The organism is Psychrobacter sp. M4 (assembly GCF_055699795.1).
Genome location: NZ_CM146740.1, coordinates 302,897 through 325,965 on the forward strand (window position 1 = coordinate 302,897; position 23,069 = coordinate 325,965).

Consider the following 23,069-nt stretch of genomic DNA (forward strand, 5'->3'; position numbering starts at 1 on the left):
GCTGCCTTACGCAATGTTTTATAGTATATGTTTGCTTAATTTATTGGTGCGCTGGGCACACCCTACGGAAAATATAAGTATTAAGGAGTATAATTTTATGGATGAGACAATCAAAACAGAATTTGGTGTTATTAAAAAGGTTACTGTTAAGAAAATGCAACTTCTTTACTTAGAAGTACCAAATGATATTGAGAATCAAAAAAAAGCTTGGCCAATATTTGAAGCTCAGTTTCCCTCTTTGATAGGTAGAAAAATGTATGGCTTAGATTATGATGAAACTAAGGATTATCGAGTTTGTTCACTTGTTTTGGAGAGCGATAATGGAGAAGCTTTCGGATTAAAGCAATTCGAATTTGAAGGAGGAACCTATATAAGGTTAAGACTTAAGTTTGATCCACCAGAGCTTTATGAAAAAATAGGCCCGGCTTACAGTGTATTAATTAATAGATATGAAAACGCTATAAATTGGTCTCTTCCAACTATAGAGCATTACAAGGCGAAAAATATCTTAGATATAATGCTACCAATTACGAGCTAATAATAGTTCTTAGTATGCACCCAGCGCACCGACTCACTATTAATAATGCTAAGAATAGTTTGAATTAATTGGCAGAAGCTAGCGTAGGGTAGGTTAGCGATAGCGTAACCCACTGAGTATAAAATTTAAATGTATAATGATAGGTTACGCCTTGCCTGTATTCTCTACGAGAATTCAACAAGACTGACGCCACCCTACGAAAACTGAGTCTGAAATGTAATAGGTAGTAAAAATGAAAAAGAATAGCAAGATAGTTTTACTGTTCTTGATATCTATGATCATTTTAGTTCTTGGTTTCGGGATGTATATTCTTTATCAGGGCTATTTAATGGTATTGTATTCTGTTTAATATTTAATAGAGAAAATAACTCTATAAAAAACTAACTCAATTAAAGAAAATTTTAAGCGAAGAGTTGAAACTGATTATTTAAAATAGTTATCTCTTTGCAACGGTGCGCTGGGCGCACCCTACAAAAACCTTTATCGAGGGTGAGCGAGGATCAAGTATAGCACTGCTCTGCCAGAGCCTAAGACGAAAGCTCTTGCCGAGGGACGAGGCGCGCATAAACCTTTAAAGAACACCGAGCTATGCCCCGCATATTTCCTCATCATTAAAGCAAGCGATGCTGAGGCCAATCTTTTTGCTTTTATGACTCTCACTCCTTAAAATACCGTCAAACATCATCATGAATTAATAAAAACTGAAATTTTATGACCAATCAAACCATTGCCAATGCCGAACGTGAGCTGTATCTGACTTTATTTGACTTAGCGCAAACGCAGCCAAAGGCGCATGAATGGTTGGCGCAACTGCCAAAATGGCTAAATGACATCAAAGATAAAAGCCGCTACGCGCATGCACCAGCTTATCAAGCGGCGGTGGGACATTTGCCTGTATTGACAGTGGATAACGTCGATTTAAATAGCCCGGCTATAACGATTGAAGCTCAGCTTAATGATTCTGAGCGCAAACAAATCACCGCGCTACTCAAGCAATTGATGCCGTGGCGTAAGGGGCCTTTTCAGATTGGTGCTCAGATTGAAAGCCAAATTGGCGATGAGCAATCAGCTATTAAAATAGACACCGAATGGCGCAGCGATTGGAAATGGGAGCGGGTAGCGCCGCATTTAAGTCCGCTGAGAAATAGACGTGTGCTTGATGTCGGCGGCGGTTCAGGCTATCACGGTTGGCGCATGGCAGGGGCGGGCGCGGATACGGTTATTATCGTTGATCCGTCGTGCCTTTTTTATCATCAATTTATGGCGATTAGGCATTTTGTCGGAGCTGCTGACAACTATAATACTCATTATATTCCCGTGCCACTCGAAGCCCTACCGGAGCACAGTCAGCTGTTTGATACGGTGTTTAGTATGGGCGTGCTTTATCATCGTCAATCACCATTTGAGCATTTACAGCAGCTCAAAGGTCAGCTAGCAAAAGGCGGCGAGCTGGTACTGGAGACTTTAGTTATTGAAGGCGATGCCAATACCGTACTGGTGCCACACAATCGTTATGCGCAAATGAACAATGTATATTTCTTACCATCAGTTGACGCGCTTGTCAGTTGGCTCAAGAAGGTAGGTTTTTCTGAAGTGCGCTGCGTTGATGTTGATGTCACAACCACAGATGAGCAGCGTAAAACTGAGTGGATGACCTATCAGTCCTTAGCAGATTTTTTAAACCCTGATGATAACAGTCAGACGATTGAGGGCTATCCAGCACCGAAGCGGGCGACCATTATTGCCAAAAAATGATGGTGCTAAAAAATAGTGGTAATCAAGCAAGTAAGCTGCTAAAACTAACCAAATAAAAATAGTCAAAACTAGTTTTTATAGCGCCTTAAATGCTAAGTTGCAAGGAAGCAATATGGCAAGTTTGCTCCAAACTTTAAAAAAAGACTGGTCACTATCCGCCTCGGTAGCTGGTTTTTTAGCGGTACTTATCGCTTATGCTGGCCCTTTAGTGATATTTTTTCAGGCAGCGCAAGCGGCACAGGTGTCAGATGCGATGATGGCTTCTTGGATTTGGGGCATCTCTATTGGGGCGGTCATCCCCGGCATCTATTTATCTATCAAATATAAAACGCCTGTAGTAGCAGGTTGGTCGGCCCCAGGTACCGCGCTGCTAGTCACTTTATTCCCGCAGATGAGTATCAATGAGGCGGTTGCCGCTTATATCGTCTCTGCTGTCGTGATATTTTTGGTAGGTATTACTGGCTCCTTCGACAGATTTTTGCGATTGATTCCTAATGGGATTGCTGCAGGCATGATGGCGGGTATTTTATTTCAATTCGGCTTAGACTTGTTTGTTGCCACCGATACTATGCCTGTGATCGTCTTTAGTATGCTGGCGTGCTATCTATTTGCTAAACGCTACACGCCGCGCTATACCATGATTTGGGTATTGGCATGCGGTATCGTTTTGAGTGTCTGGTTTGGTAAAATGAATCCTGTTGATATTAATCTGACGCTAACGATCCCCAAGCTTATCTTGCCAGAATGGACGTGGCGCTCGGTATTTAACCTTGCCATTCCCCTCATCCTAGTAAGCTTAAGTGGCCAGTTTTTGCCCGGTATGGCCATCTTAAGATTGAGCGGCTACGAGGTACCAGCCAAACCTATTGTCAGCGCTTTTGGCATTGCCTCCTTAGCCGTCGCTTGTACAGGAGGCATTACGCTGACTTTAGGCGCGATCACTGCGGCGCTTTGTACCGGGAAAGATGCTCACGAAAATAAAGAAAAGCGTTATATAGCTGGCATTGCCAATAGCTTGTTTTATTTATTAGGCGGTTTATTTGCTGGCAGTATTGTAGCAGTGTTCAGCTTATTGCCTACTGAATTGATTGCAGCTTTAGCAGGTTTGGCACTTATTGGGGCTATCTCGGCCAATATTAGTATTGCTATGAAGGATGATCGGCAAAGAGATTCGGCCTTGATTACCTTTTTGGCAACCGCTTCAGGCATGCAATTTTTAGGATTAAGCTCTGTATTTTGGGGCGTGATTATTGGTATCAGCGCTCATTATATATTAACCAAAAAGCAGCTACTACCTAGCTTTTTATTAATAAAATCAGGTTAGCCGTAAGCTTAATTCAGTTGTAAAATATGATTAGATCAGCCACTTTTCAAAAGCGACTTCTAGCAGTAACTTGAGCAAGAAACCCATAAAACCTGCCCCTAAAGCTAAGAAAATCCAAAAAGTACCCGCGCGTCCTGCTTCGGATTTTTTGGAGATGTCAAATACGATAAAAAATAAGAAAGCGATGAATATGGGCAATAATACGTATAATCCCCAATTAGTGATAGTACTTGCAGCAATAGCAAACATGGTGTGATCCTATATAAAATATTAATATGCTTTATCGATTATAATTATTCTGATTCAGCTATTTGTGGTCTGTTTTATAGTGAGGCAACTTTTTTATCGCGGTTAAACGATACAAATTAAAGTAATAAGCATATTTATAGAGAAGTAATAATAAAGATAAGAGGGTTTTTAGGTTCTATATGAGGCCATATTATAACGCGGAATGTCATTGGTATGAATGCTTTACAACCTGCAAACAACAGGAACCCTACAATCAACGTGACTAGACCGTCACAGGTTGTCATCTGTTTGAGGTATTGAGTAATTGTGAATACTGTTGCCTATAACTAATGCTCAATCAATGCTAGATTTTTTACTAAAACCCTAGCAAGCGTGAGTACTAATAACGTCGTAATCCATAAATAAAATGTGTTTGCCGCTAAATTTAATGTAAAGGATGCAATCACAGGCAAAGATTGTTATATTTACAGGTTACTTAGCTTTTGTACTATTTTATCCCCTATAATGCTGATCGCTATTGTAATAAGCGCTTGCTGCTTATATCTAGTTCATTTTGCACCATTTTTATTGTTTATTTTATTACTTATAATCTGAGTTTATAGCCCTATGTCACAAACCCAAATAGATACATTAGCCTCACTATTCAATCAAGCGGTTGAGGATCTAAAACAACAAGGCGTATTGCCTGCTGATTGGCAAAATAACAGTCAAATTACGCTCACCAAGGACGCCAACCATGGTGATTTTGCGAGCAATATCGCTTTGACGGCTTCAAAAGCGGCTAAAAGCAATCCACGCGCGCTCGCTGAAAAAATAGTCGAGGCACTTCCTGACAATCAAGATATTCGCCAAATAGAGATCGCAGGACCTGGTTTTATCAACGTGTTTTTAAATAGCGAAGCCAAGTTTGCCGTACTCGATGATATCTTTGATTTGCAAGAGCGCTTTGGTTTGAGCAAACAGTTTAGAGGTCAAAAACTGCAAGTTGAATTTGTATCAGCCAATCCAACCTCAAGCTTACATGTCGGTCATGGACGCGGCGCCGCTTTTGGCATGAGTGTAGCTAATTTGTTAGAAGCAGTGGGCTACGAAGTGACGCGCGAGTACTACGTCAACGATGCTGGTCGGCAGATGGATATTTTGGCGACCAGTGCTTATCTGCGTTATTTGGAAGCCAATGGTGAAAAAGTACAGTTTCCAGTCAACGCTTATCAAGGCGATTATGTCCGTGATATCGCTGAGACCTTAAAAATGCAGCATGGCGATAGCTACGTCCATAGCTTTGAGCAAATAGCGCAGGATGTGCCACAAGACGCGCAATTTTCAACTAATGAGGCGGGTGAAAAAGAGCTGATATCTGGTGATAAAGAAGCACACATTGATGGGCTGATTGCTAATAGTAAAAAGCTATTGGGCGCAGGCTACGAGCTGTTTTTAAATGCAGCTTTAAGCGGTATTTTGGCCGATATCAAAGATGATCTCAATGATTTTGGTGTCCGTTATGAGCGCTGGTTTAGCGAAAGATCTATTAGTGACGAGATTGAGCCTGCACTACAAATATTGGATGACAAAGGTTATCTGTATGAAAAAGACGGTAATATTTGGTTCAAGTCAACCGAGTTTGGCGATGAAAAAGATCGGGTAGTGCGCCGAGCGAATGGCCAGACCACCTACTTTGCTTCAGATATTGCGTATCATAAAAACAAGTTTGATCGCGGTTTTGATAAAGTCATTGATGTTTTAGGGGCTGATCATCATGGTTATGTGCCTCGCGTCAGAGCGGCATTGCTAGCCCTCGGTATTGATGCCGATCGTCTGGATGTCGTACTGGTACAGTTTGTCGCCCTATGGCGCGGAGATGAGAAAATTCAGATGTCATCGCGTTCCGGTAAGTTTGTGACTCTGCGTGAGCTGCGCGAAGAAGTCGGTAATGACGCTGCGCGCTTTTATTACGTAGCACGTAAGCCTGAGGTACACGTTGATTTTGATCTGGAGCTGGCGAAATCTCAAAGCAAAGATAATCAGGTTTATTATATTCAATATGCCCATGCCCGCGTTTGCCGAGTGTTAGAAAAATTGGAGGCCAGTGGCCTTGCTGTTAATGACATCGTTGGCAAACAGCAGCAAAATTTGCTTACCGCATCAAGCGAAGATGAGCTGATTAAACTACTTGGCGCGTATCCGGCAACTTTGCTACGGGCAGCGACAGGTTATGAGCCGCATGTATTGACCAATTATTTAAAAGAGCTGGCGGCGCTATTTCATGGTTGGTATGACAGTAATCGCATTTTGCCGATGAGCTTGACTTCAGGCGCGGTGCCCAATCAAAACGAGCTTGATATGATGCAAGCGCGTCTGCGATTGTCCAAAGCAGTACGCCAAGTATTAGCCAACGGTCTGAGCTTATTAGGATTGTCCGCGCCCTCTAGTATGTAACCCTCTAGTAGATGACGATACAATGATAATTACCAACAATTCGATAATGATTAGTAGATTGAGTTTGGAGAAAGATCCATGCTAGCCAAAAAACCTAAGGGTGCCACCGAAAAACGCAAATCAAGTAGCGTATCAGGCCTACTGTGGATGTTTGTAGGGGCAGTATTGACCCTAATGATTGGGGTGTTTTTATACCTCTCCCCATTGTTTGACTTTAGCCCTGCTGGCAGTAGCGCTGAAACTAATCCTGAGCGTCAAGTACAACCGCGAGTTGAAACGGATACCGATAATAGCGATTATGAGTTTTATGATATTTTGCCCAATCAAGAGATGGCAACCATTCCTGATGAGGATTTTGGTGACATAAATAATTCTCAAACCGACGATATAAGTGATTTTGAGCCTGATGTAGTCATTAATCAGCCTGAGAATAGTGCAGGCCGTGATGAGGATTCAGGTAACTTTGGCATCTCTGAGAGTACGGTAATTGAACCTAGCCGCAGTAACGATGTTAGTAACAATGTTAATAACAACGCTGCCAATAACGATGATATTGTGATTGTCGAAGAAGAAGCAACCTACGATGGCACACCATCTACAAACAACAATACTGCTAACAGAACCAACAATCTAGGTTCAGGAACGGCAAGCGTACAGCAAGCTGCGCCAGCGACCACTTATATTTTGCAAATAAATAGCTTCGGCAATGCAGATGAGGCGGATCGTCGCCGTGCCCAAGTGCTTATGGCTGGCGTGGATGCTAGGGTCATCAAAAATACCACGGGTAATGGCCTGCCTATTTATCAAGTTATCTCGCGACCAATGAATAGTCGTCAAGCCGTTGCTAGTGCGCAGCAGCGTCTCCAGAATAACGGTATCGACTCTATTATCGTTGAACAGCGCCGTTAGGTTTATGGTTCAATGTTGAGAGGTTTATCAAATTAAAAGCGTCCCAATGACGCTTTTTTTATACTTTTTTTTCGGTAACTTTTATCTTATATTGAGCATTTTCAGTGTAAATCTTTAACCAAAACTAAATTAAGAGCTTAATAATGAGCGTATCTGATTCAGTAATACCGCCTGTCAGTCCTATCAAAGCATTTTTCCAAAAGTACTTTATTGACGCCTTTACTGGTATGGCTTTAGGATTATTTGTCACTTTGATTGCAGGACTTATTATCTCGCAGATTGGCGGCTGGTTGCATCTGCCTGCTTTGGTAGCTGTGGGTAAGCTTGCCTCTATCCTTATGGGTGCTGGTATCGGCGTCGGTATTGCTTATTATCTCAAAGCGCCGACACTGGTCATGCTTAGCTGTTTGGTCGCAGGCATGTTGGGGGCGCATTCTGAGGCACTGATGGCAGGAACGCTATTTATTCCCCAAGAAGCTGGTCCGGCAACATTTTTGGCGCTACCGGGCAATCCAATAGGCGCGTACTTGACCTCAGTGTTTGCTTACCGCGCGGGTACGCTAGTTGCAGGCAAGACTAAGCTTGATATTTTATTAATTCCCTTATTGGTATGTACGGTGGCATTGGTAGTTTGCGCGCTGCTCAATCCTCCGGTCGTTGCAGCTATCAACGCTATTGGACAAGGTATTCAAGCGGCAACTGAGTTGCAGCCCTTTTTAATGGGTGTGGTCATTGCAGTTGTAGTCGGCATACTATTGACGCTACCCACATCAAGCGCGGCTATTTGTATCGCTATTGGTCTTGGCGGCGTAGCAGGAGGTGCGGCAGTAGTGGGCTGCGCCGCTCATATGATAGGCTTTGCTGTTGCAAGCTTTAAGGATAATGGTTTTAGCGGCGTCATCTCACAAGGTTTGGGGACTAGCATGCTGCAGATTCCCAATGTGCTTAGAAAGCCTTTGGTCTTATTGCCAGCAGTGATTGCCAGTGCCATTGTCGGCCCTATTGCCACCGTAGGTTTTGGACTGGCTTGCACGGCGACGGGCGCGGGTATGGGGACGGCGGGGTTAGTGGGCGTCTTTGGGGTACTTGAAGCCTCAACAGAAATTATGAGTAGTGCTCAGTTATGGACAGCAATTGTTTTACTCATGTTTGTACTACCAGCGCTCATTGCTGGCATAGTAGCTTATATTATGCGCAAATTTGGCTGGCTAGTAGCAGGTGATATGAAATTGCCCTAAGGCATTGTAGTAGCTAATCTGTGTTTTACTATCACTTAGCAAAAAGCTCAGTTCAAAACTGAGCTTTTTATTGACTGGTTTTTATAACATTGTTACTTAGTTACTTAGTTACTTACTTATAGCGTCGAGACGGGTTTAGTCGTTGGGCGTTTTCTACTTTTCTTACCTTTTAGCTTACGTGAGAGCCTATTAGCACGATTTACAACGCTGCTATAATTTGCTGGAAAAAGACGCTGAACGACATCCATCATCTTGGCATCATTGCCAATTAGGCAACGCGGCTGATTGGTCGCCGCCGCGTGCAAAATGACCCAAGCGGCATCATTAGCATCAAACTTTAACAGTTTATTGAAGCTGGCAATGGCTTTGGGACCTGCACGCATACCGATATCACTGATACTGTCATTGCCGCGTGCGCTATTAGCAATATTGGTCTTGATACCACCCGGATGGACACAGGTCGCTGAGACGCCGCTACGCTGAATATCTAGCTCCTGACGAAGGCTCTCGGTAAAGCCGCGTACCGCAAACTTGCTGGCATTATAAGCGGACTGTGAGGGCTGCGCGGTCAAACCAAACAAGCTTGAGATGTTGATGATATGACCGTGCTCACTAAACTGACGCCCGTTATTATCATTTGTATTGATCTCGCCTTTATTGACTTCGCTTAGCTTCACACTGTTTTTGATCAGTGGTAAAAACGCTTTGGTGCCGTAGACCACGCCCCAAAAGTTGATGTCCATGACCCATTCAAGCTCGTCAATACTGCTGCCCTCTACGCTGGAATACAGCGCCACACCAGCATTATTAAAGATAAAGTTAACCTTGTCATGAGCGCTCATTACGCTTTGTGCCCAAGCATCGACGGCCTCTTTGTCTGAGACATCAAGGACAGTGGTAGTAACTTTAACATCGTAATCGGCGAGCAAATCTTGAGTCTGCGCCAGCTCTTTTGCGTTAATATCGGATAACGCTACATGGCAACCCATTTTGGCAAGATGAATGGCAAGGGCGCGTCCCATACCAGAGCCTGCTCCCGTGATAGCGGCGACATGATCGCGGTAGTAGGCAGTAAGGTCATTATGATTGTCTGTATTTACAGTAGAAGTACTAGTAAAAGGAGAATGTTGACGCAGCGCGGCCGTCATAGCGGTAATATTGTTAAGCATGATAAACAGTCCTTTGTTTTATTATATTAACTTATTATTGATAAGCGGTATAAATCCGAAAACCTACCTTAGCATAATTTGTTAGTCTCTCTATTTATAATCAGTAGACGTGGCTGTCACTTTATAAAGCTTGCTAGCAGCTCCCTAGAATGTATAAGTAAGCAGACACAAAAACGGCGTCTGCTATAAAATAAGCCAGACGCCGTCAGGTAATAATCTTACTATAAAGCTAAAATGAGTGAGCTTAAACAACAGCCTCTAAAATGCATTAAGCAATTTTTGGCGTTTTACCTTCGTTAATGACATGCTCATCCACCATAACGGTTTTAGCATTTTTCATTGAAGGCAGCTCGTACATGGTTTCAAGTAGTGCGTTCTCCACGATAGAGCGTAGACCACGCGCCCCTGTTTTACGCTCCATGGCCTTTTTGGCAATGGCATCAAGCGCTTCTTGGGTAAAGCTGATCTCAGCACCCTCCATATCAAAAAGATACTTGTACTGTTTTACCAGTGCATTTTTAGGCTCGGTCAATATCTGAATCAAAGCTTCTTCATCCAGCTCTTGCAGTGCTGCAATCACAGGCAAACGGCCAATAAGCTCAGGGATAAGGCCAAACTTGATCAAATCCTCAGGTTCCACCTTTTGGAGTAGCTCTGAGCTGCGGCGGCTATCATCTTTTGAGCTGACATCAGCATTAAAACCGATACCTGTCTTTTCAGTACGCTGCTGAATCACTTTATCAAGACCAGCAAAAGCGCCGCCGACGATGATTAAGATATTGCTGGTATCCACTTGAATGAGCTCTTGCTGCGGATGCTTGCGGCCACCATGCGGCGGAATAGCAGCAACCGTACCTTCGATCAGTTTAAGTAGTGCTTGCTGAACACCTTCACCCGAGACATCACGAGTGATGGACGGGTTATCGCCTTTTTTACTGATTTTATCAATCTCATCAATGTAAATGATGCCTTGTTCAGCTTTGCTCACATCATAATCAGAAGCTTGTAGCAGCTTTTGGACGATGTTTTCAACGTCTTCACCCACGTAACCGGCTTCTGTTAGAGTAGTGGCATCAGCCATAGCAAAAGGCACATCGAGCAGACGCGCTAAAGTTTGCGCCAGTAACGTCTTCCCAGAACCAGTGGGTCCTATTAGCAAGATATTACTCTTAGCCAGCTCAACCATCGCATCATCCGCGCCAATTCGAGCTTTTTTGCTGTCATTAGCCAAGGTTTGGCTGACCTTTAAACGCTTGTAATGGTTGTAAACGGCGACTGCCAAAGCTTTTTTGGCCGCGTCTTGTCCGATGACGTACTCATCAAGTTTGGCGCGTAGCTCCTTTGGGGTCGGTAGTTTTTTATTGACCCATGAGGTATCAAGATCGCTATTAGTGTCATCATCATCCGCAGCGCTGTCAGCGATTAGATCAGTACACAGCTCGATGCATTCGTTACAAATATTGGCATCGTCAGACGCAATCAGCTGTTTAACTTCGCTTTTAGCTTTACCGCAAAACGAGCAATGCGGGGTGTTGTCTTTTGCCATATAAAGGCACTCCTAGAATTTAATTCTTATATAGTCTGTTTGCTAAGTTGGCTATCAGTTTTTATGACGGCGGATGAATAAGATGCTCAGCACTTATAGCGTATCAGGACGACGCTCTAGTACTTCATCAACCAAACCGTATTCTTTAGCTTCTTCAGCGTCCAACCAAAAATCACGCTCAGCATCTTTTTCAATCTTCTCTAACGGCTGACCGGTACGTTCAGACAAAATACGGTTCAAGCGATCACGAGTTTTTAGAATCTCGCGAGCATTAATCTCGATATCAGAGGCTTGACCTTGCGCGCCGCCTGAAGGCTGATGAATCATCACGCGCGAATTGGCTAGGGCATAACGCTTGCCGCGCTCACCCGCTGCCAGCAAAAAAGAACCCATGCTATAAGCGCCGCCCATACAAATGGTTGAGACCTCAGGCTTGATAAAGTTCATGGTATCAAACACAGCTAGACCTGCACTAACAGAGCCTCCTGGCGAGTTGATATACAAATGAATATCTTTGTCAGGGTTCTCAGACTCTAAGAATAAAAGCTGCGCGACGATTAAGTTGGCCATATTGTCTTCAACTTGGCCGGTCAAAAAGATGACACGCTCGCGCAGCAGGCGCGAAAAGATATCAAATGAGCGCTCACCACGTGCCGACTGCTCAACGACCATAGGGACTAATGCGCCTTGGGCACCTTGAGGAGAGCTTTGTACTTGGTCATGGGCGCTCATCAGCATATCAAAATGTGGGTTGGCAGTAATGCGATCGTAATCTGTCATAAAGATGTCCTATTTATAAAGGTATAAGATAAAAACATAAAATTATTTTGATAATAGTGGCTACTTTTAAATCTGCTTGCAAACAAGTTAGCCTGCGTTGCTTAAGAATAGTAGTTCTAAAACAAATAGGCCTAAAACAATTAAAGTAGTTTTTTTGAGCTTATATTAGTCACATTTTGCGTGACTAATGATAAATTATTTCCTATTAATAAGGGGTGCAACCGCACTTATCAAGGGCAAAGGTTTAACTTATCAAAGAAGTATCTTACAGCATTAACGATAATGCCCTAACAGGTCGTCAGGGCATTAATCATATATTTACAATAAACCATCCTAAATACTAATTTACATGGCTTGTTGTTGCTGCGCGGCCAGTAAGTCTTGGTAACTGACTTCTTTATCAGTGACTTTACCTTGATTGATCAGATAATCTACCACTTGATCTTCTAGTACGACAGACTCGATATTGGCACGCTGCTGCTTATCGTTAGTATAGTACTCGATGACCTCACTTGGATCTTCGTAGTTTTCAGCGGCTTCTTTGATAAAAGCTTCAACGCGGTCTTGATCGACTTTAATATCTTGGGTGTCAATAACGCGCGCGACAATAATGCCAAGACGGGCCGCACGTAGCGCTTGCTCTTCAAAAAGCTCGTTAGGTAGCATGTCTTTATCAAAGCTATCCGCACTTGAGCCGAACTGCTGCGCGAAACGCTGCATCATCATACTACGCTGACGATCGATCTCTTGCTCAAGCATAGCACTTGGTACATCAAATTCGTTCTTTTCTAGTAGTGCATCAAAAGTCGCTTGCTTAACTTGGCTACGCGCAGCGTTTTTGATCTCGCGCTCCATATTTTTGCGTACGTCTTCTTTTAGTTTATCAACGCCGCCTTCGGTCACGCCAAATAGCTCTAAAAATTCATCATCAATCTCAGGAAGCTTAGATTTTTCAACCAATTTAACATTGATTTTGAACTGCGCTTCTTTACCCGCCAAGTTCTCAGCTTGATAGTCTTCTGGGAAGGTCACATCGATAGTTTTCTCTTCGCCAGCTTTCATGCCTTTAATACCATCTTCAAAGCCTGGGATCATCTGACCACTACCGATAACCAGTTTAAAGTCCTCAGATGAGCCGCCTTCGAATTTTTCGCCATCGATTGAGCCTTCAAAGTCAAAAGTAACTTGGTTACCCTTGGCCGCCATGCCTTTTTTCTCAACGAACTCTTCACGCTGCTTTTGTAGGTTTTCGATCATCGTATCGACATCTTCGTCATTAACGGTTGCCGTATGACGTTCTACTTCGATCTCATCCATACCTTGTACGTCAATCTCTGGGAAGATCTCCACGGTGGCTTGATACACTAAGAAATCGTCTTCTAGTTTGACATCATCAATATTAGGCATGCCTACCGCGCGGATGTCCTCTGATTTGATAGCCTCAAAGACGGTATCGCGAATGACATCATTGATAACTTCTTGTTGAATACCAGCGCCATACTGCGAGCGGATATGCGACATCGGCACTTTGCCTTTACGAAAACCATCAATCTTGGCGGTTTTGGCAACTTGGCGAATACGGCCTTCCACTTTGTTTTGAATTTTTTCGACAGGGACCTTAACCGTCAGCTGAGTTTCTTTTTCAGACAGCTTGTTGGTTGTGACTTGTAAATCTGTAGCCATGTTAATTACACCTTTAGAATTAAAATAATAGGCAATCGTGTCTTACAACACCTGTGCTGCACCGATTGCCGTTGAAATGAATGTGGTATGTTGGTACGGTTACTGATGTTAAATAGGCGATCAATAATACGTTTGGCAATCACCAATACTAAAAGCTCTTATTAAACATCAAAAACAACGCGCTAATAAATCCTCAAAATGCTTCTTAATAGACATGAGGAGTAAATAGCGATTTTTAACAAAATTTCAAAAGTAGAACAGTATAATCTATCTGTTAATCAAAGTAAAAATTATCTGTTTTAAGCCAGCAAATAGTGGCTATCAAATAGTGGCTATAAAGACAATTATCTGCCTTATTTTTAACAGCAAAGACTTTCTAACAGTACCAAACATCAAAACTATGATAACAATTGCGACAATAACTGCCCAATAGCTTGGCCGCGATGACTGATACGGTTTTTGTCAGCGGCATCCATGCTAGCGGCGGTAGTTTGCAGCTCAGGTAACCAAAATAGCGGATCATAACCAAAGCCATTATCGCCTTGCGGCGCGTCCAATATTTCTCCATGCCATAAACCTTGCGCGATAATCGGTAGCGGATCATTGGCGTGGCGCACCATAGCGAGTACGCAAACAAACATACCTTTTATAGACTGGTCTGGTTGCTGCATACGTAGAGGCTGCAACTCTTCGATAAGCTTAGCGTTGTTTTTGCTATCATTGCCATGTTCGCCAGCGTAGCGAGCAGAGTGGATGCCTGGCGCGTTGCCAAGGATAGGCACACACAAACCGGAATCATCAGCGATAGCGGGTAAACCACCAATGCGACTGGCATGACGCGCTTTGATAATCGCGTTTTCGACGAAGCTAAGACCGTCCTCTATAGCGTCTTCGATATTCAGCTCACCTTGCGGAATGATGGTTACATTTAAATCGGCTTCTGCAAATAAGCGTTTAAACTCTGCCAGTTTGCCTTGGTTATTGCTGGCAAGTATCCATTTATTTTGAAACAATGTTTGCTGCTGATGTTGTCGGTATTGTTGATTGTTACTTTGAAAAATTGCTTTGCTCATAAAACATAACCATATTAATAAAAGAAGCCTTATTTATGACAAGTATACGCTCCATAACATTCGGTAACGGATATTTGTTGCCGCTATTGTTATACTGCTTGGCAAGCTACAGTGAATGACAACTTATAGCTTGTAAATGAGAAGTTAATAATACTTACAAGTTGAAAATTGATTTATGAGTGAATAATACTTGAGTGTACAAAAGTAATTAACTTCTGAATTTATAATTTTGAGAGATAATAGTCATTAATAATAAACTCAGCCAATCTAGCCCTATTTGTACTTTATAGTAAAACTTAAGTTAAACAAAGTTTAATAATATGAAGTTTGAATGGCTAAAAATAGCAAGGATAAAATAACTATGTCAAATATTAAACTACCAGATCTCCCTTATGCCAAAGACGCGCTTGAGCCCCATATCAGTGCTGAAACACTAGAATACCACCATGATAAGCATCACGCTGCTTATGTGAATAAATTAAAAGATTTACTACCAGGTTCTGGTTTGGAAGACAAAACATTGCCAGAGATCATCGAAGCGACTGCGAAAGATGATAGCAAGCAAACTATGTTCAACCAAGCTGCACAGGTTTGGAACCATACTTTCTATTGGAACTGCATGACACCAGACAATGGCGGTGGTGAGCCGACAGGTGATCTAAAAGGCAAAATCGAAGAAGACTTCGGTAGCTATGATAAGTTCCGTGAAGAGTTCAAAAACGCAGCGACTTCACAGTTTGGTTCAGGTTGGGCTTGGCTAGTTACTGATAAAGTCGGTGGCAAATTGTCTATCATGAAAACTAGCGATGCAGACAACCCATTAGCTCATGACAAAGTAGCGGTATTGACTTGTGATGTGTGGGAACATGCGTACTACATCGATTATCGCAACCGTCGTCCTGATTATGTCGACACGTTTCTTGATAAGCTTGTGAACTGGGACTACGCGAACGCAAAATACAAAGGTCAAGATGCAGGTAATGAAGGTAAGTAAGCCTTTTTAGACTTGACTAGTAAATAAAAAAAGGACGCCGTTTGGTGTCCTTTTTTTTGGTTTGTTTTAAACTTTCATAGCGTCAACATCCAAAGATAAACGTGTATTGTTGTTGATGTCATCAACAAATAAATCCCAAGTCCCTCTCTCTACTCTAACTGAACAATAATATGATGCTGCACGTACGAAACCAAGTGCGACTGTATTTAAATCCTTAATCAATTGTCCAATAGAGTCTATATGGTTATCACCATAAGACAAAAATATAGAGTCTCTGTAATGAGCCTTACCTCGATATCTAAAAGCTTGAATTAAGAAGTTTACTTGCCCTCTGTCTAAAGTTTTATCTCTAAGCTCTCTAGCAATTTTCTTTCTAAAGTTATCGACTTTAAGCGCTTTAAACTCCTTTGAATTTTGAATACGTCTTTCTGCTTCTTCTCTTTTGTATTTATGAGTACCCTTTAAGTAAGAAACAATGCCTCCATGAGCGACTTCTAACCCTCCAGATCGATCATTTAAACTAAATTTATTACTTCCTCGATAGATTGCAATTTCAGTTTCTGCTTTACTAACAACTAAGCTACTTAGATAAAGACTAAATGGATAAGGTATAAGTTTTTTTTCTGCTATATCTGCTTGCCATACTCTTGCAGTAGCTGTATGGTTTTCTTGCTTTGAACCTGATGATGCGGCAATCATAGCGCTACTAGCAAAGTAGATTACGTAATACCACGATACGATTGCAGAACTACAAACATCATATTTATCTATGGCATCGTTATTCAAAGTATTTAAAGCTGCTAAGTTATTGTATGCCATATGCATGTTTTCGAAAACCCAGTTATCAGCCTCCGGATTCATATTTCGTCTTTGAACTTCCTTATAGAGAAGCTTGAGATTTTCTTTATCGCAAACACCGCTGTTAACAACTTCAGCTAAAGCTCGCATCCAATTAACAGTTCCTTGAAATGCGAACCTTGGTTCAGGCTGATCACCAGCCTCAAATAGTCTATTCAAAAGCCAGTTTGACATTTTTGTTCCTTAAAAATATAAGTTTTTATAGGGTATGGTTAGGGCAGCGTAACCCACCATTTAAAATTAATAGAATCTCAAAACGGTGGGTTACGCTTTATCTTCATTCTCTACGAGAATTTGATAAAACTAACCGCACCCTACGCCAACTTTATATATAAGTTTATATTTCAAAGATTATTGGTGTGCGAGGCGATACCCTACAACACCTATCGATTGCCTAATCCTCAACCAAAACCCAACCATCCTCATCCACAACTGATTCATCAAATACTCTCTCAAAACCCTGCTTAACCAATTCAAGGCGCGAAGACTCCTCTCCTATCGTCACTCTAGGCGCATTTATAGGTTCAATCGCTTGCCATGGCAAATCAGGTTTACTTTTATTTGCCAGCACAAAACTAAAGAACGCGGTATTGCCTGCCATCATACGTAGATCGTCAACTACCAGTTGTTCCGTTATCGTATGGGAATAGTCATTGGTAGCGGGAAGCATTTGTGTCCGATAGCCCGTCCAATCGTTCGAGAACCAATCCAGCCGCTTGGCGTAAGGCTGGCTAGCGTTTGGCACGGTTGCACGTAGTGCTGGCGAGTTGTCGTATTGACTCAAATAACGATATTCAGGTAGGCGCTTATCTAAGACACTACCGCGTATTTCGATCAATCTATTTTGCTCATCTTCAGCGAGCGTACGCCACATTAATATAGTAGGTAGTACGGGCATGGTTTTACTGCGTATGATGTCGTTTATGCCAGCAGCACTAAGCGCTTGCTTTGCTTGATATTGAGCATAATATTTCAATGCAATTGACAGGAGTAAATAGCTGCTACTAACCACAAGCATCCAAACCGCGAAGCGCTGACAATTGGCTAGCCAGCCTTTGTTAAAAATAGCAAGTTTGCGACCTTTTATAAATCCAACAATCATGGCGATAAGCAGCGGTAGGGTATAAAGCGGATCGATAATAAAGATGGAGGCGATACTAATAGGGGTGAGATTGATGGCTTCATGTAACGGCCATAACAGCTGCGTGCCATAAACGGTAAAACTGTCCAAAATCGGGTGAGTCGTCAGCGTCAAGGTCATAGCTAGCGCTAAGCGCCTAAAAGAGTAGGGCAGTGGTATATCCCGCCAGCGATGGTAGCGGCTAATGAGCCAAGCACTACTCAAGCCCACCGCAGTTAGGACGATTAGCGAATGACTAAAACCGCGATGGTAGGTCATATTGCTAATGGGATCGCCGTAGCTGACAACCACATCTAAATCAGGAAGTGTACCCAGCATAGCGCCATAAAGATAGGCTTTGCGCCCTTGATATTTACCAAGAATAGCGCCTTGGACGCTAGCGCCTAAAACGATTTGACTGAGTGAATCCATTGGGTTTGGTTGGCTCTTTTGGAAGATTAAGGAGGAAGTTTCTCAAGGTTAGTAATATCTGCCAGAATCTTAAATTAACACGAACTATTTGTAGGCTGGGTTTTTAACCCAGCATTTTACCTTTGCAAAATTCTAAAGCTGGGTTAAAAACCCAGCCTATACTTTTGATCTTAAACAGTTGATAAATAAGTAACATCTACACCCTACAACACTTCAAACCCAAACTTATCCAAAGCCTCTCTCAGCATCGCAATATTATAATAAGCATGGGCCTTAACTGTATTTTGGAAGAAGATATAGAGGGTATCAAAATGCTGGCGCTGATTGGCAATCGCTTGCGCCCAGTCTTGCATCTCCGTCTCAGTGTAGAGATAATCGTGGCGGTCACTAGCACTCATAGCATCCCACCAGTTCAGATTGTTACCGTGCATACGCAGGTAGCCGGTACGCTGGGTAAATATTAGCCGTGATGGTGGTAGGCCGCTGACTTTAGGATAATCAACGCTACACCAAATCAAACCTTGCTCAGTAAAGCTATCGACCACTTGCGGGGTGTGCCACCCGTTATGACGAAACTCGACTGCTAAGGGATAGTCGCCAAACCAGCTGACCAAATTGGCCAAATAAAGGCGATGCTGACGGGTACGATCAAAGCCGTGCGGGAATTGGAGCAATAAAGGTGCCAAGCAGTCAGCTTCGATGAGTGGTGTTAAAGCGTTAAGAAAAGCTTGCGCGTGCTCCGCTGTGCCTTTTCTCGCATGAGTAAAGTCTTGATGCAGCTTGACCGCAAATTTAAGCTCACTATCTGCTTGTACATAAGCTTTATTGACCATACCTGCAAAAGCTTTTTGACCGATAGGGGCATAAAAGGTACTGTTGATCTCAACTGCACCGTACTGCTTGGCGTACTCACGCAGAAAGTCAGATTTTTTAGTACTCTTTGGGTATAGCGTACCGAGTAGGTCAGTATCGCTATAGCCACCAGTGCCAAGGTAAATGCGCGAGGAGGGAAGAGTGTTCATTTAGAGTACTAAGCTCCATTATCTATTTACTATAGTTGCTTAAATAAGGCTTACTTTTTTCTTGCCCAAAGCCACTCTATTAATGCCAGCAGTGCATTATTGTCTTTGCTACCACCAAGCTCACGAGCAATTGCCGTGCGACCTTCATCAAACAATGATTGAGCGTACTCTTTTGCAGCGTCCACGCCCATCAATTTCACATAGGTTGATTTGTCGAGCTTTTCATCACTGCCAGCAGGTTTACCCAAAGCATCGGTACTGGTGGTGACATCCAAAATATCATCCTGTACTTGAAAGGCCAGACCGATATGCTGCGCGCAGTCTTGCAAAGCAATACGTTCTTGCGCGGTGGCTCCGGCGCAAATACCGCCCATCAGCATCGCCGCTTCAATCAAAGCGCCGGTTTTGTCACGGTGGATAGCTTCCAAATCGGCTTGGGTAATACCCGTGCTAGCCTCAGCGTTTAAATCAAGCATTTGTCCGGCGACCATACGCCGTGCCCGCGGTGCAAATATCGCCAATAGTTTACTGGCAATATCGTTATCAAAAGGCGCAAAGGTGGGTATCTCAGCACTAAGCACTTCAAAAGCCAGCGTTTGCAAGACGTCACCTGCCAGCAGCGCTGTCGCTTCATCAAAGACAATATGACAAGTCGGTTGCCCGCGGCGCAGCTCATCATCGTCCATACAAGGCAAATCATCGTGTACCAAGGAATAAGTATGCAGTAGCTCTACTGATAAAGCAGCGCGCCTGCACATATCGAAATGCACCTCGCTGCTTAGAAGATCATCTAAATTATCTATTTCAATTTTGTCCGCTATTAAAGTTTTCATCGCCTCATCGGCAGTGTTTTTATTAGTATTATCGATGCTTGCAAAAGCACTGGCAACCAACAAAGGGCGTACCAACTTGCCTTGTCCGGTCATGACATAGCGGCAAGCCTCACCAAGCGGATTTGGCAAATCAGCATAGGCAAATAACGCCTCAATATCCTGCGTCAACTGGGTGCGTAAACTATTATTGAGCTGTTCAAAATCGGTGAAAGGAGTAAAGCTAGGGACAAGAGCGGACATAGAAGAAAGTGACATAACTCAACCAACCACGAGGTTAATAAAATAAATAAAAATAGATAGACTGCTAGTGTAGCATGATAGCAGATGGCGCTTATACTGACACTTTAGCTGCTATTGAAGCGTACTTTTTTTCGTTAATTTTTACAGCTGCGTTTTATAGTTACGTATTGGTGATTTAACTTACAGGTCGAATATGTTTTGATAAGATCATGTATTTTAATAATGCTAATTATCAATCCATATATAAACATCAGTACTGAGATACTGAGATACTGAGATACTGACATACTAAGCAAGCGAGTCATTGCTCTACTAGTTGCTATGAATTTGACAGCGACTTTTTAATAATGACTTGCGAGTCTGGTATTTGCTTGTGACAGTCAAGGGCATAATCCCCTACACTAATTGCGTCAAAATGATCTAGCACGCCAAATATAGTTGATGGACTTTAAAAAGAATATACCAGTAACACAGTTAAATCCATGTAACAGTTTTATTTTCAACTAACTATAATAGGCTTATAAATGGGTTGTCCAACTGATACTTTATTGCGGCCCTTTATTTCGATACTATTTCGTTACTAGGCCATCTTATCTTTATAAACCATAACCGTATTTTTCAAACACAGCAGTGAGCTAGTTATTCTAGGTTAAAACCTAGCTTTTATTAAGTCATTTTCATTGTATAAAAAGGAGTTCCAAATGATATACCAAGGAAACCGCATCACAGTCAGCATGATTGATGATGGCATTGCGAATATGCACTATAACGCTGAAAACGAGAGCGTAAACAAATTTGATAATGAGACCAACAAGCAATTTGGCGAAGCGGTCAGCGCTTTAGAGAAAGCCAGTGACGTCAAAGGTTTGATCGTCACCTCAGGTAAAGGCGTGTTTATCGCAGGGGCTGACATCACTGAATTCGTTGCCTCTTTTAAACAATCAGAAGATGAGATTAAAGATTGGGTGATCAATATCAACGATGACTTTAATCGTTTTGAAGATCTACCATTTCCAAAAGTTGCCGCTATCAATGGCGCCGCATTAGGCGGTGGTTGTGAGATGGCGCTGGTTTGTGAATACCGTGTCATGAGCGACAAAGCCACTATTGGTCTGCCAGAGACTCAGCTGGGTATCTTCCCAGGCTTTGGGGGTACGGTGCGTAGTACCCGCGTCATCGGTATCGATAACGCACTTGAGCTTATCGCGACGGGTAAGCCTAAAAAACCACTAGAAGCTCTGAAACTAGGCTTGGTTGATGCCACTGTAGCTGCAGATGATTTGCAAGAAGCCGCTATTGATTTGGTCAAAAAGTGCATCTCAGGGGAGCTTGATTGGCAGGCCAAACGTGAAGAGAAGATCAATCCGGTTAAATTAAACCAGCTTGAACAAGCAATGGCCTTCAATAGTGCTAAAGGGATGATTTTCTCTAAAGCCAATCCAAAACAATACCCTGCGCCCGCGCTTGCTATCGAAGCTATTGAGCAGCATGTCAACTTGATGCGCGATGAAGCTATAAAAGTGGAGGCTGCAGGCTTTGCTAAAGCGGCGAAAACTCCGCAAGCAGAGAGCTTAGTGGGTCTGTTCTTAAACGATCAGTTGGTTAAAAAACTGGCTAAAAAACACAGCAAGCAAGCGCACGATATTAATGAAGCTGCTGTACTTGGCGCCGGTATCATGGGCGGCGGTATTGCTTATCAAGCCGCCAGTAAAGGCTTACCCATTATCATGAAAGACATCAAATCTGAGCAATTAGATTTGGGTATGAAAGAGGCCAGTAAGATACTAAGTAAAATGGTCGATCGCGAGAAGATGACCCCAGCAAAAATGGGGGAGACTTTAAGCCGTATCCGTCCAACGCTAAACTATGGCGACTTTGCTGATACCGATATTGTGATCGAAGCAGTAGTTGAGAATCCAAAAGTCAAACATGCGGTACTCAAAGAAGTAGAAGGCTTGGTGAAAAAAGATGCGATTTTGGCGTCTAACACCTCAACGATTTCTATCACACACTTAGCGGAAGTACTTGAGCGTCCTGAGAACTTCGTTGGCATGCATTTCTTTAACCCAGTACATCGTATGCCGCTGGTTGAGGTGATTCGCGGCGAAAAATCCTCAGAAGAAGCCATTGCTACTACTGTTGCGCTAGCTTCTAAAATGGGCAAAGTGCCGGTTGTGGTTAATGATTGCCCAGGCTTTTTAGTCAACCGTGTATTGTTCCCGTACTTTGGCGCGTTTGATTTACTGCTCAAGCAAGGTGCTGATTTTACGCATGTCGATAAAGTGATGGAAAAATTCGGCTGGCCTATGGGTCCGGCTTATTTGATTGACGTGGTCGGTTTAGATACCGGTGTGCACGGCGCAGAAGTTATGGCAGAAGGATTTCCTGATCGCATGAAGCCTGACTATAAAGGCGCGATTCAACATCTGTACGAAAACGAGCGTTTGGGTCAGAAAAACGGCGTGGGTTTCTATAAGTACGAGACTGACAAACGCGGCAAGACTAAGAAGGTCGCTGACGATGCTACCTATGAGCTGCTAAAAACGACTACCGATAGCGACAAGCAAGAGTTTGATGATCAAACGATTATTGACCGCACTATGCTAGCCTTTTGTAATGAAACGGTACGCTGCTTAGAGGACAACATCGTCTCTACGCCGGCTGAGGCGGATATGGCGATGATTATGGGCGTTGGTTTCCCGCCATTCCGTGGTGGCCCTTGCCGTTATATCGATCAGATGGGTTTAGAGAACTACTTAGCACTGTGTGAAAAGTATGCGCATCTTGGCAAAGCCTATGAAGCGCCGCAAAAGATTCGCGACATGGCGGCCGCTGGCGAGACTTTTTATCCAGCAGCATAACCTAACCCG

At 42.9% G+C, this 23,069-nt stretch carries 18 protein-coding genes; 8 read left to right on the forward strand and 10 right to left on the reverse strand.

Annotation, left to right across the window (positions count from 1 at the left end; all coding sequences use genetic code 11):
- The first annotated feature begins 97 nt into the window (after positions 1-97).
- The 3 genes from ACR63N_RS01305 (at position 98) to benE (ending at position 3,617) form a co-directional block, all read left to right on the forward strand.
- Positions 98-538 carry a hypothetical protein gene (locus ACR63N_RS01305; RefSeq protein ID WP_367107367.1) on the forward strand — a complete coding sequence of 147 codons (441 nt, stop codon included), beginning with the start codon at positions 98-100 and terminating at the stop codon, positions 536-538.
- A gap of 711 nt (positions 539-1,249) precedes the next feature.
- A complete protein-coding gene (gene cmoB, locus ACR63N_RS01310) occupies positions 1,250-2,293 on the forward strand; it encodes a tRNA 5-methoxyuridine(34)/uridine 5-oxyacetic acid(34) synthase CmoB (RefSeq protein WP_367105049.1) in 1,044 nt (347 codons plus the stop codon).
- A gap of 112 nt (positions 2,294-2,405) precedes the next feature.
- Entirely contained in the window at positions 2,406-3,617 is a 1,212-nt protein-coding gene (gene benE, locus ACR63N_RS01315; protein ID WP_367105050.1) for a benzoate/H(+) symporter BenE, read from the forward strand.
- Between the two features lie 30 nt (positions 3,618-3,647).
- Here benE and ACR63N_RS01320 read toward each other — a convergent pair whose 3' ends face one another.
- The gene (locus tag ACR63N_RS01320; protein ID WP_367105051.1) at positions 3,648-3,866 is read right to left on the reverse strand and encodes a DUF2788 domain-containing protein; all 219 of its coding nucleotides are present in this window, start codon (positions 3,864-3,866) and stop codon (positions 3,648-3,650) included.
- Positions 3,867-4,472: 606 nt separating this feature from the next.
- On the opposite strand from ACR63N_RS01320, the gene argS reads away from it, so the two are divergent.
- The 3 genes from argS (at position 4,473) to ACR63N_RS01335 (ending at position 8,449) form a co-directional block, all read left to right on the forward strand.
- Positions 4,473-6,302, forward strand: coding sequence for an arginine--tRNA ligase (argS, locus tag ACR63N_RS01325; protein WP_367107364.1), 1,830 nt, complete (start codon positions 4,473-4,475; stop codon positions 6,300-6,302).
- A gap of 78 nt (positions 6,303-6,380) precedes the next feature.
- Positions 6,381-7,211 (forward strand): SPOR domain-containing protein, encoded by an 831-nt coding sequence (locus tag ACR63N_RS01330; protein WP_367105053.1) that lies wholly within the window; start codon positions 6,381-6,383, stop codon positions 7,209-7,211.
- A gap of 143 nt (positions 7,212-7,354) precedes the next feature.
- Complete coding sequence (locus ACR63N_RS01335) at positions 7,355-8,449, forward strand: PTS sugar transporter subunit IIC (RefSeq protein WP_472782351.1); 1,095 nt, start codon at positions 7,355-7,357, stop codon at positions 8,447-8,449.
- 116 nt (positions 8,450-8,565) lie between these two features.
- Here ACR63N_RS01335 and ACR63N_RS01340 read toward each other — a convergent pair whose 3' ends face one another.
- From ACR63N_RS01340 to rdgB, 5 genes are all read right to left on the reverse strand, one after another.
- Positions 8,566-9,471: an SDR family NAD(P)-dependent oxidoreductase gene (locus ACR63N_RS01340; RefSeq protein ID WP_472782697.1), complete on the reverse strand. Its 906-nt coding sequence runs from the start codon at positions 9,469-9,471 to the stop codon at positions 8,566-8,568.
- Between the two features lie 415 nt (positions 9,472-9,886).
- A complete protein-coding gene (clpX, locus tag ACR63N_RS01345) occupies positions 9,887-11,164 on the reverse strand; it encodes an ATP-dependent protease ATP-binding subunit ClpX (protein ID WP_367107362.1) in 1,278 nt (425 codons plus the stop codon).
- A gap of 93 nt (positions 11,165-11,257) precedes the next feature.
- A complete protein-coding gene (gene clpP / locus ACR63N_RS01350; protein WP_367105192.1) occupies positions 11,258-11,896 on the reverse strand; it encodes an ATP-dependent Clp endopeptidase proteolytic subunit ClpP in 639 nt (212 codons plus the stop codon).
- Positions 11,897-12,289: 393 nt separating this feature from the next.
- Positions 12,290-13,627 (reverse strand): trigger factor, encoded by a 1,338-nt coding sequence (gene tig / locus ACR63N_RS01355; RefSeq protein ID WP_367105057.1) that lies wholly within the window; start codon positions 13,625-13,627, stop codon positions 12,290-12,292.
- 398 nt (positions 13,628-14,025) lie between these two features.
- Positions 14,026-14,700: an RdgB/HAM1 family non-canonical purine NTP pyrophosphatase gene (rdgB, locus tag ACR63N_RS01360; RefSeq protein WP_367107360.1), complete on the reverse strand. Its 675-nt coding sequence runs from the start codon at positions 14,698-14,700 to the stop codon at positions 14,026-14,028.
- 361 nt (positions 14,701-15,061) lie between these two features.
- Between rdgB and ACR63N_RS01365 the strand changes: the two genes are divergently transcribed.
- Positions 15,062-15,694 (forward strand): superoxide dismutase, encoded by a 633-nt coding sequence (locus tag ACR63N_RS01365; RefSeq protein ID WP_367105059.1) that lies wholly within the window; start codon positions 15,062-15,064, stop codon positions 15,692-15,694.
- Between the two features lie 66 nt (positions 15,695-15,760).
- Here ACR63N_RS01365 and ACR63N_RS01370 read toward each other — a convergent pair whose 3' ends face one another.
- The 4 genes from ACR63N_RS01370 to ACR63N_RS01385 all read right to left on the reverse strand — a co-directional run bounded on the left by ACR63N_RS01370 (position 15,761) and on the right by ACR63N_RS01385 (position 20,214).
- On the reverse strand, positions 15,761-16,726 hold the full coding sequence (locus tag ACR63N_RS01370; protein WP_367107359.1) for a hypothetical protein: 966 nt from the start codon (positions 16,724-16,726) through the stop codon (positions 15,761-15,763).
- A 220-nt stretch (positions 16,727-16,946) separates the two neighbouring features.
- A complete protein-coding gene (locus ACR63N_RS01375; RefSeq protein WP_472782352.1) occupies positions 16,947-18,104 on the reverse strand; it encodes a metal-dependent hydrolase in 1,158 nt (385 codons plus the stop codon).
- A gap of 203 nt (positions 18,105-18,307) precedes the next feature.
- On the reverse strand, positions 18,308-19,126 hold the full coding sequence (locus ACR63N_RS01380; protein ID WP_472782353.1) for a DUF72 domain-containing protein: 819 nt from the start codon (positions 19,124-19,126) through the stop codon (positions 18,308-18,310).
- 50 nt (positions 19,127-19,176) lie between these two features.
- Positions 19,177-20,214: a polyprenyl synthetase family protein gene (locus ACR63N_RS01385; RefSeq protein WP_367107356.1), complete on the reverse strand. Its 1,038-nt coding sequence runs from the start codon at positions 20,212-20,214 to the stop codon at positions 19,177-19,179.
- A 686-nt stretch (positions 20,215-20,900) separates the two neighbouring features.
- Here ACR63N_RS01385 and fadB point away from each other — a divergent pair.
- Positions 20,901-23,060: a fatty acid oxidation complex subunit alpha FadB gene (fadB, locus tag ACR63N_RS01390; RefSeq protein WP_472782354.1), complete on the forward strand. Its 2,160-nt coding sequence runs from the start codon at positions 20,901-20,903 to the stop codon at positions 23,058-23,060.
- Positions 23,061-23,069: the final 9 nt, after the last annotated feature.

Coding starts and splice junctions, on each gene's coding strand:
- ACR63N_RS01305 (WP_367107367.1), top strand. CDS start 98: ATGGATGAGACAATCAAAACAGAATTTGGTGTTATTAAAAAGGTTACT.
- cmoB (WP_367105049.1), top strand. CDS start 1,250: ATGACCAATCAAACCATTGCCAATGCCGAACGTGAGCTGTATCTGACT.
- benE (WP_367105050.1), top strand. CDS start 2,406: ATGGCAAGTTTGCTCCAAACTTTAAAAAAAGACTGGTCACTATCCGCC.
- ACR63N_RS01320 (WP_367105051.1), bottom strand. CDS start 3,866: ATGTTTGCTATTGCTGCAAGTACTATCACTAATTGGGGATTATACGTA.
- argS (WP_367107364.1), top strand. CDS start 4,473: ATGTCACAAACCCAAATAGATACATTAGCCTCACTATTCAATCAAGCG.
- ACR63N_RS01330 (WP_367105053.1), top strand. CDS start 6,381: ATGCTAGCCAAAAAACCTAAGGGTGCCACCGAAAAACGCAAATCAAGT.
- ACR63N_RS01335 (WP_472782351.1), top strand. CDS start 7,355: ATGAGCGTATCTGATTCAGTAATACCGCCTGTCAGTCCTATCAAAGCA.
- ACR63N_RS01340 (WP_472782697.1), bottom strand. CDS start 9,471: ATGGGACGCGCCCTTGCCATTCATCTTGCCAAAATGGGTTGCCATGTA.
- clpX (WP_367107362.1), bottom strand. CDS start 11,164: ATGGCAAAAGACAACACCCCGCATTGCTCGTTTTGCGGTAAAGCTAAA.
- clpP (WP_367105192.1), bottom strand. CDS start 11,896: ATGAGCGCCCATGACCAAGTACAAAGCTCTCCTCAAGGTGCCCAAGGC.
- tig (WP_367105057.1), bottom strand. CDS start 13,627: ATGGCTACAGATTTACAAGTCACAACCAACAAGCTGTCTGAAAAAGAA.
- rdgB (WP_367107360.1), bottom strand. CDS start 14,700: ATGAGCAAAGCAATTTTTCAAAGTAACAATCAACAATACCGACAACAT.
- ACR63N_RS01365 (WP_367105059.1), top strand. CDS start 15,062: ATGTCAAATATTAAACTACCAGATCTCCCTTATGCCAAAGACGCGCTT.
- ACR63N_RS01370 (WP_367107359.1), bottom strand. CDS start 16,726: ATGTCAAACTGGCTTTTGAATAGACTATTTGAGGCTGGTGATCAGCCT.
- ACR63N_RS01375 (WP_472782352.1), bottom strand. CDS start 18,104: ATGGATTCACTCAGTCAAATCGTTTTAGGCGCTAGCGTCCAAGGCGCT.
- ACR63N_RS01380 (WP_472782353.1), bottom strand. CDS start 19,126: ATGAACACTCTTCCCTCCTCGCGCATTTACCTTGGCACTGGTGGCTAT.
- ACR63N_RS01385 (WP_367107356.1), bottom strand. CDS start 20,214: ATGTCACTTTCTTCTATGTCCGCTCTTGTCCCTAGCTTTACTCCTTTC.
- fadB (WP_472782354.1), top strand. CDS start 20,901: ATGATATACCAAGGAAACCGCATCACAGTCAGCATGATTGATGATGGC.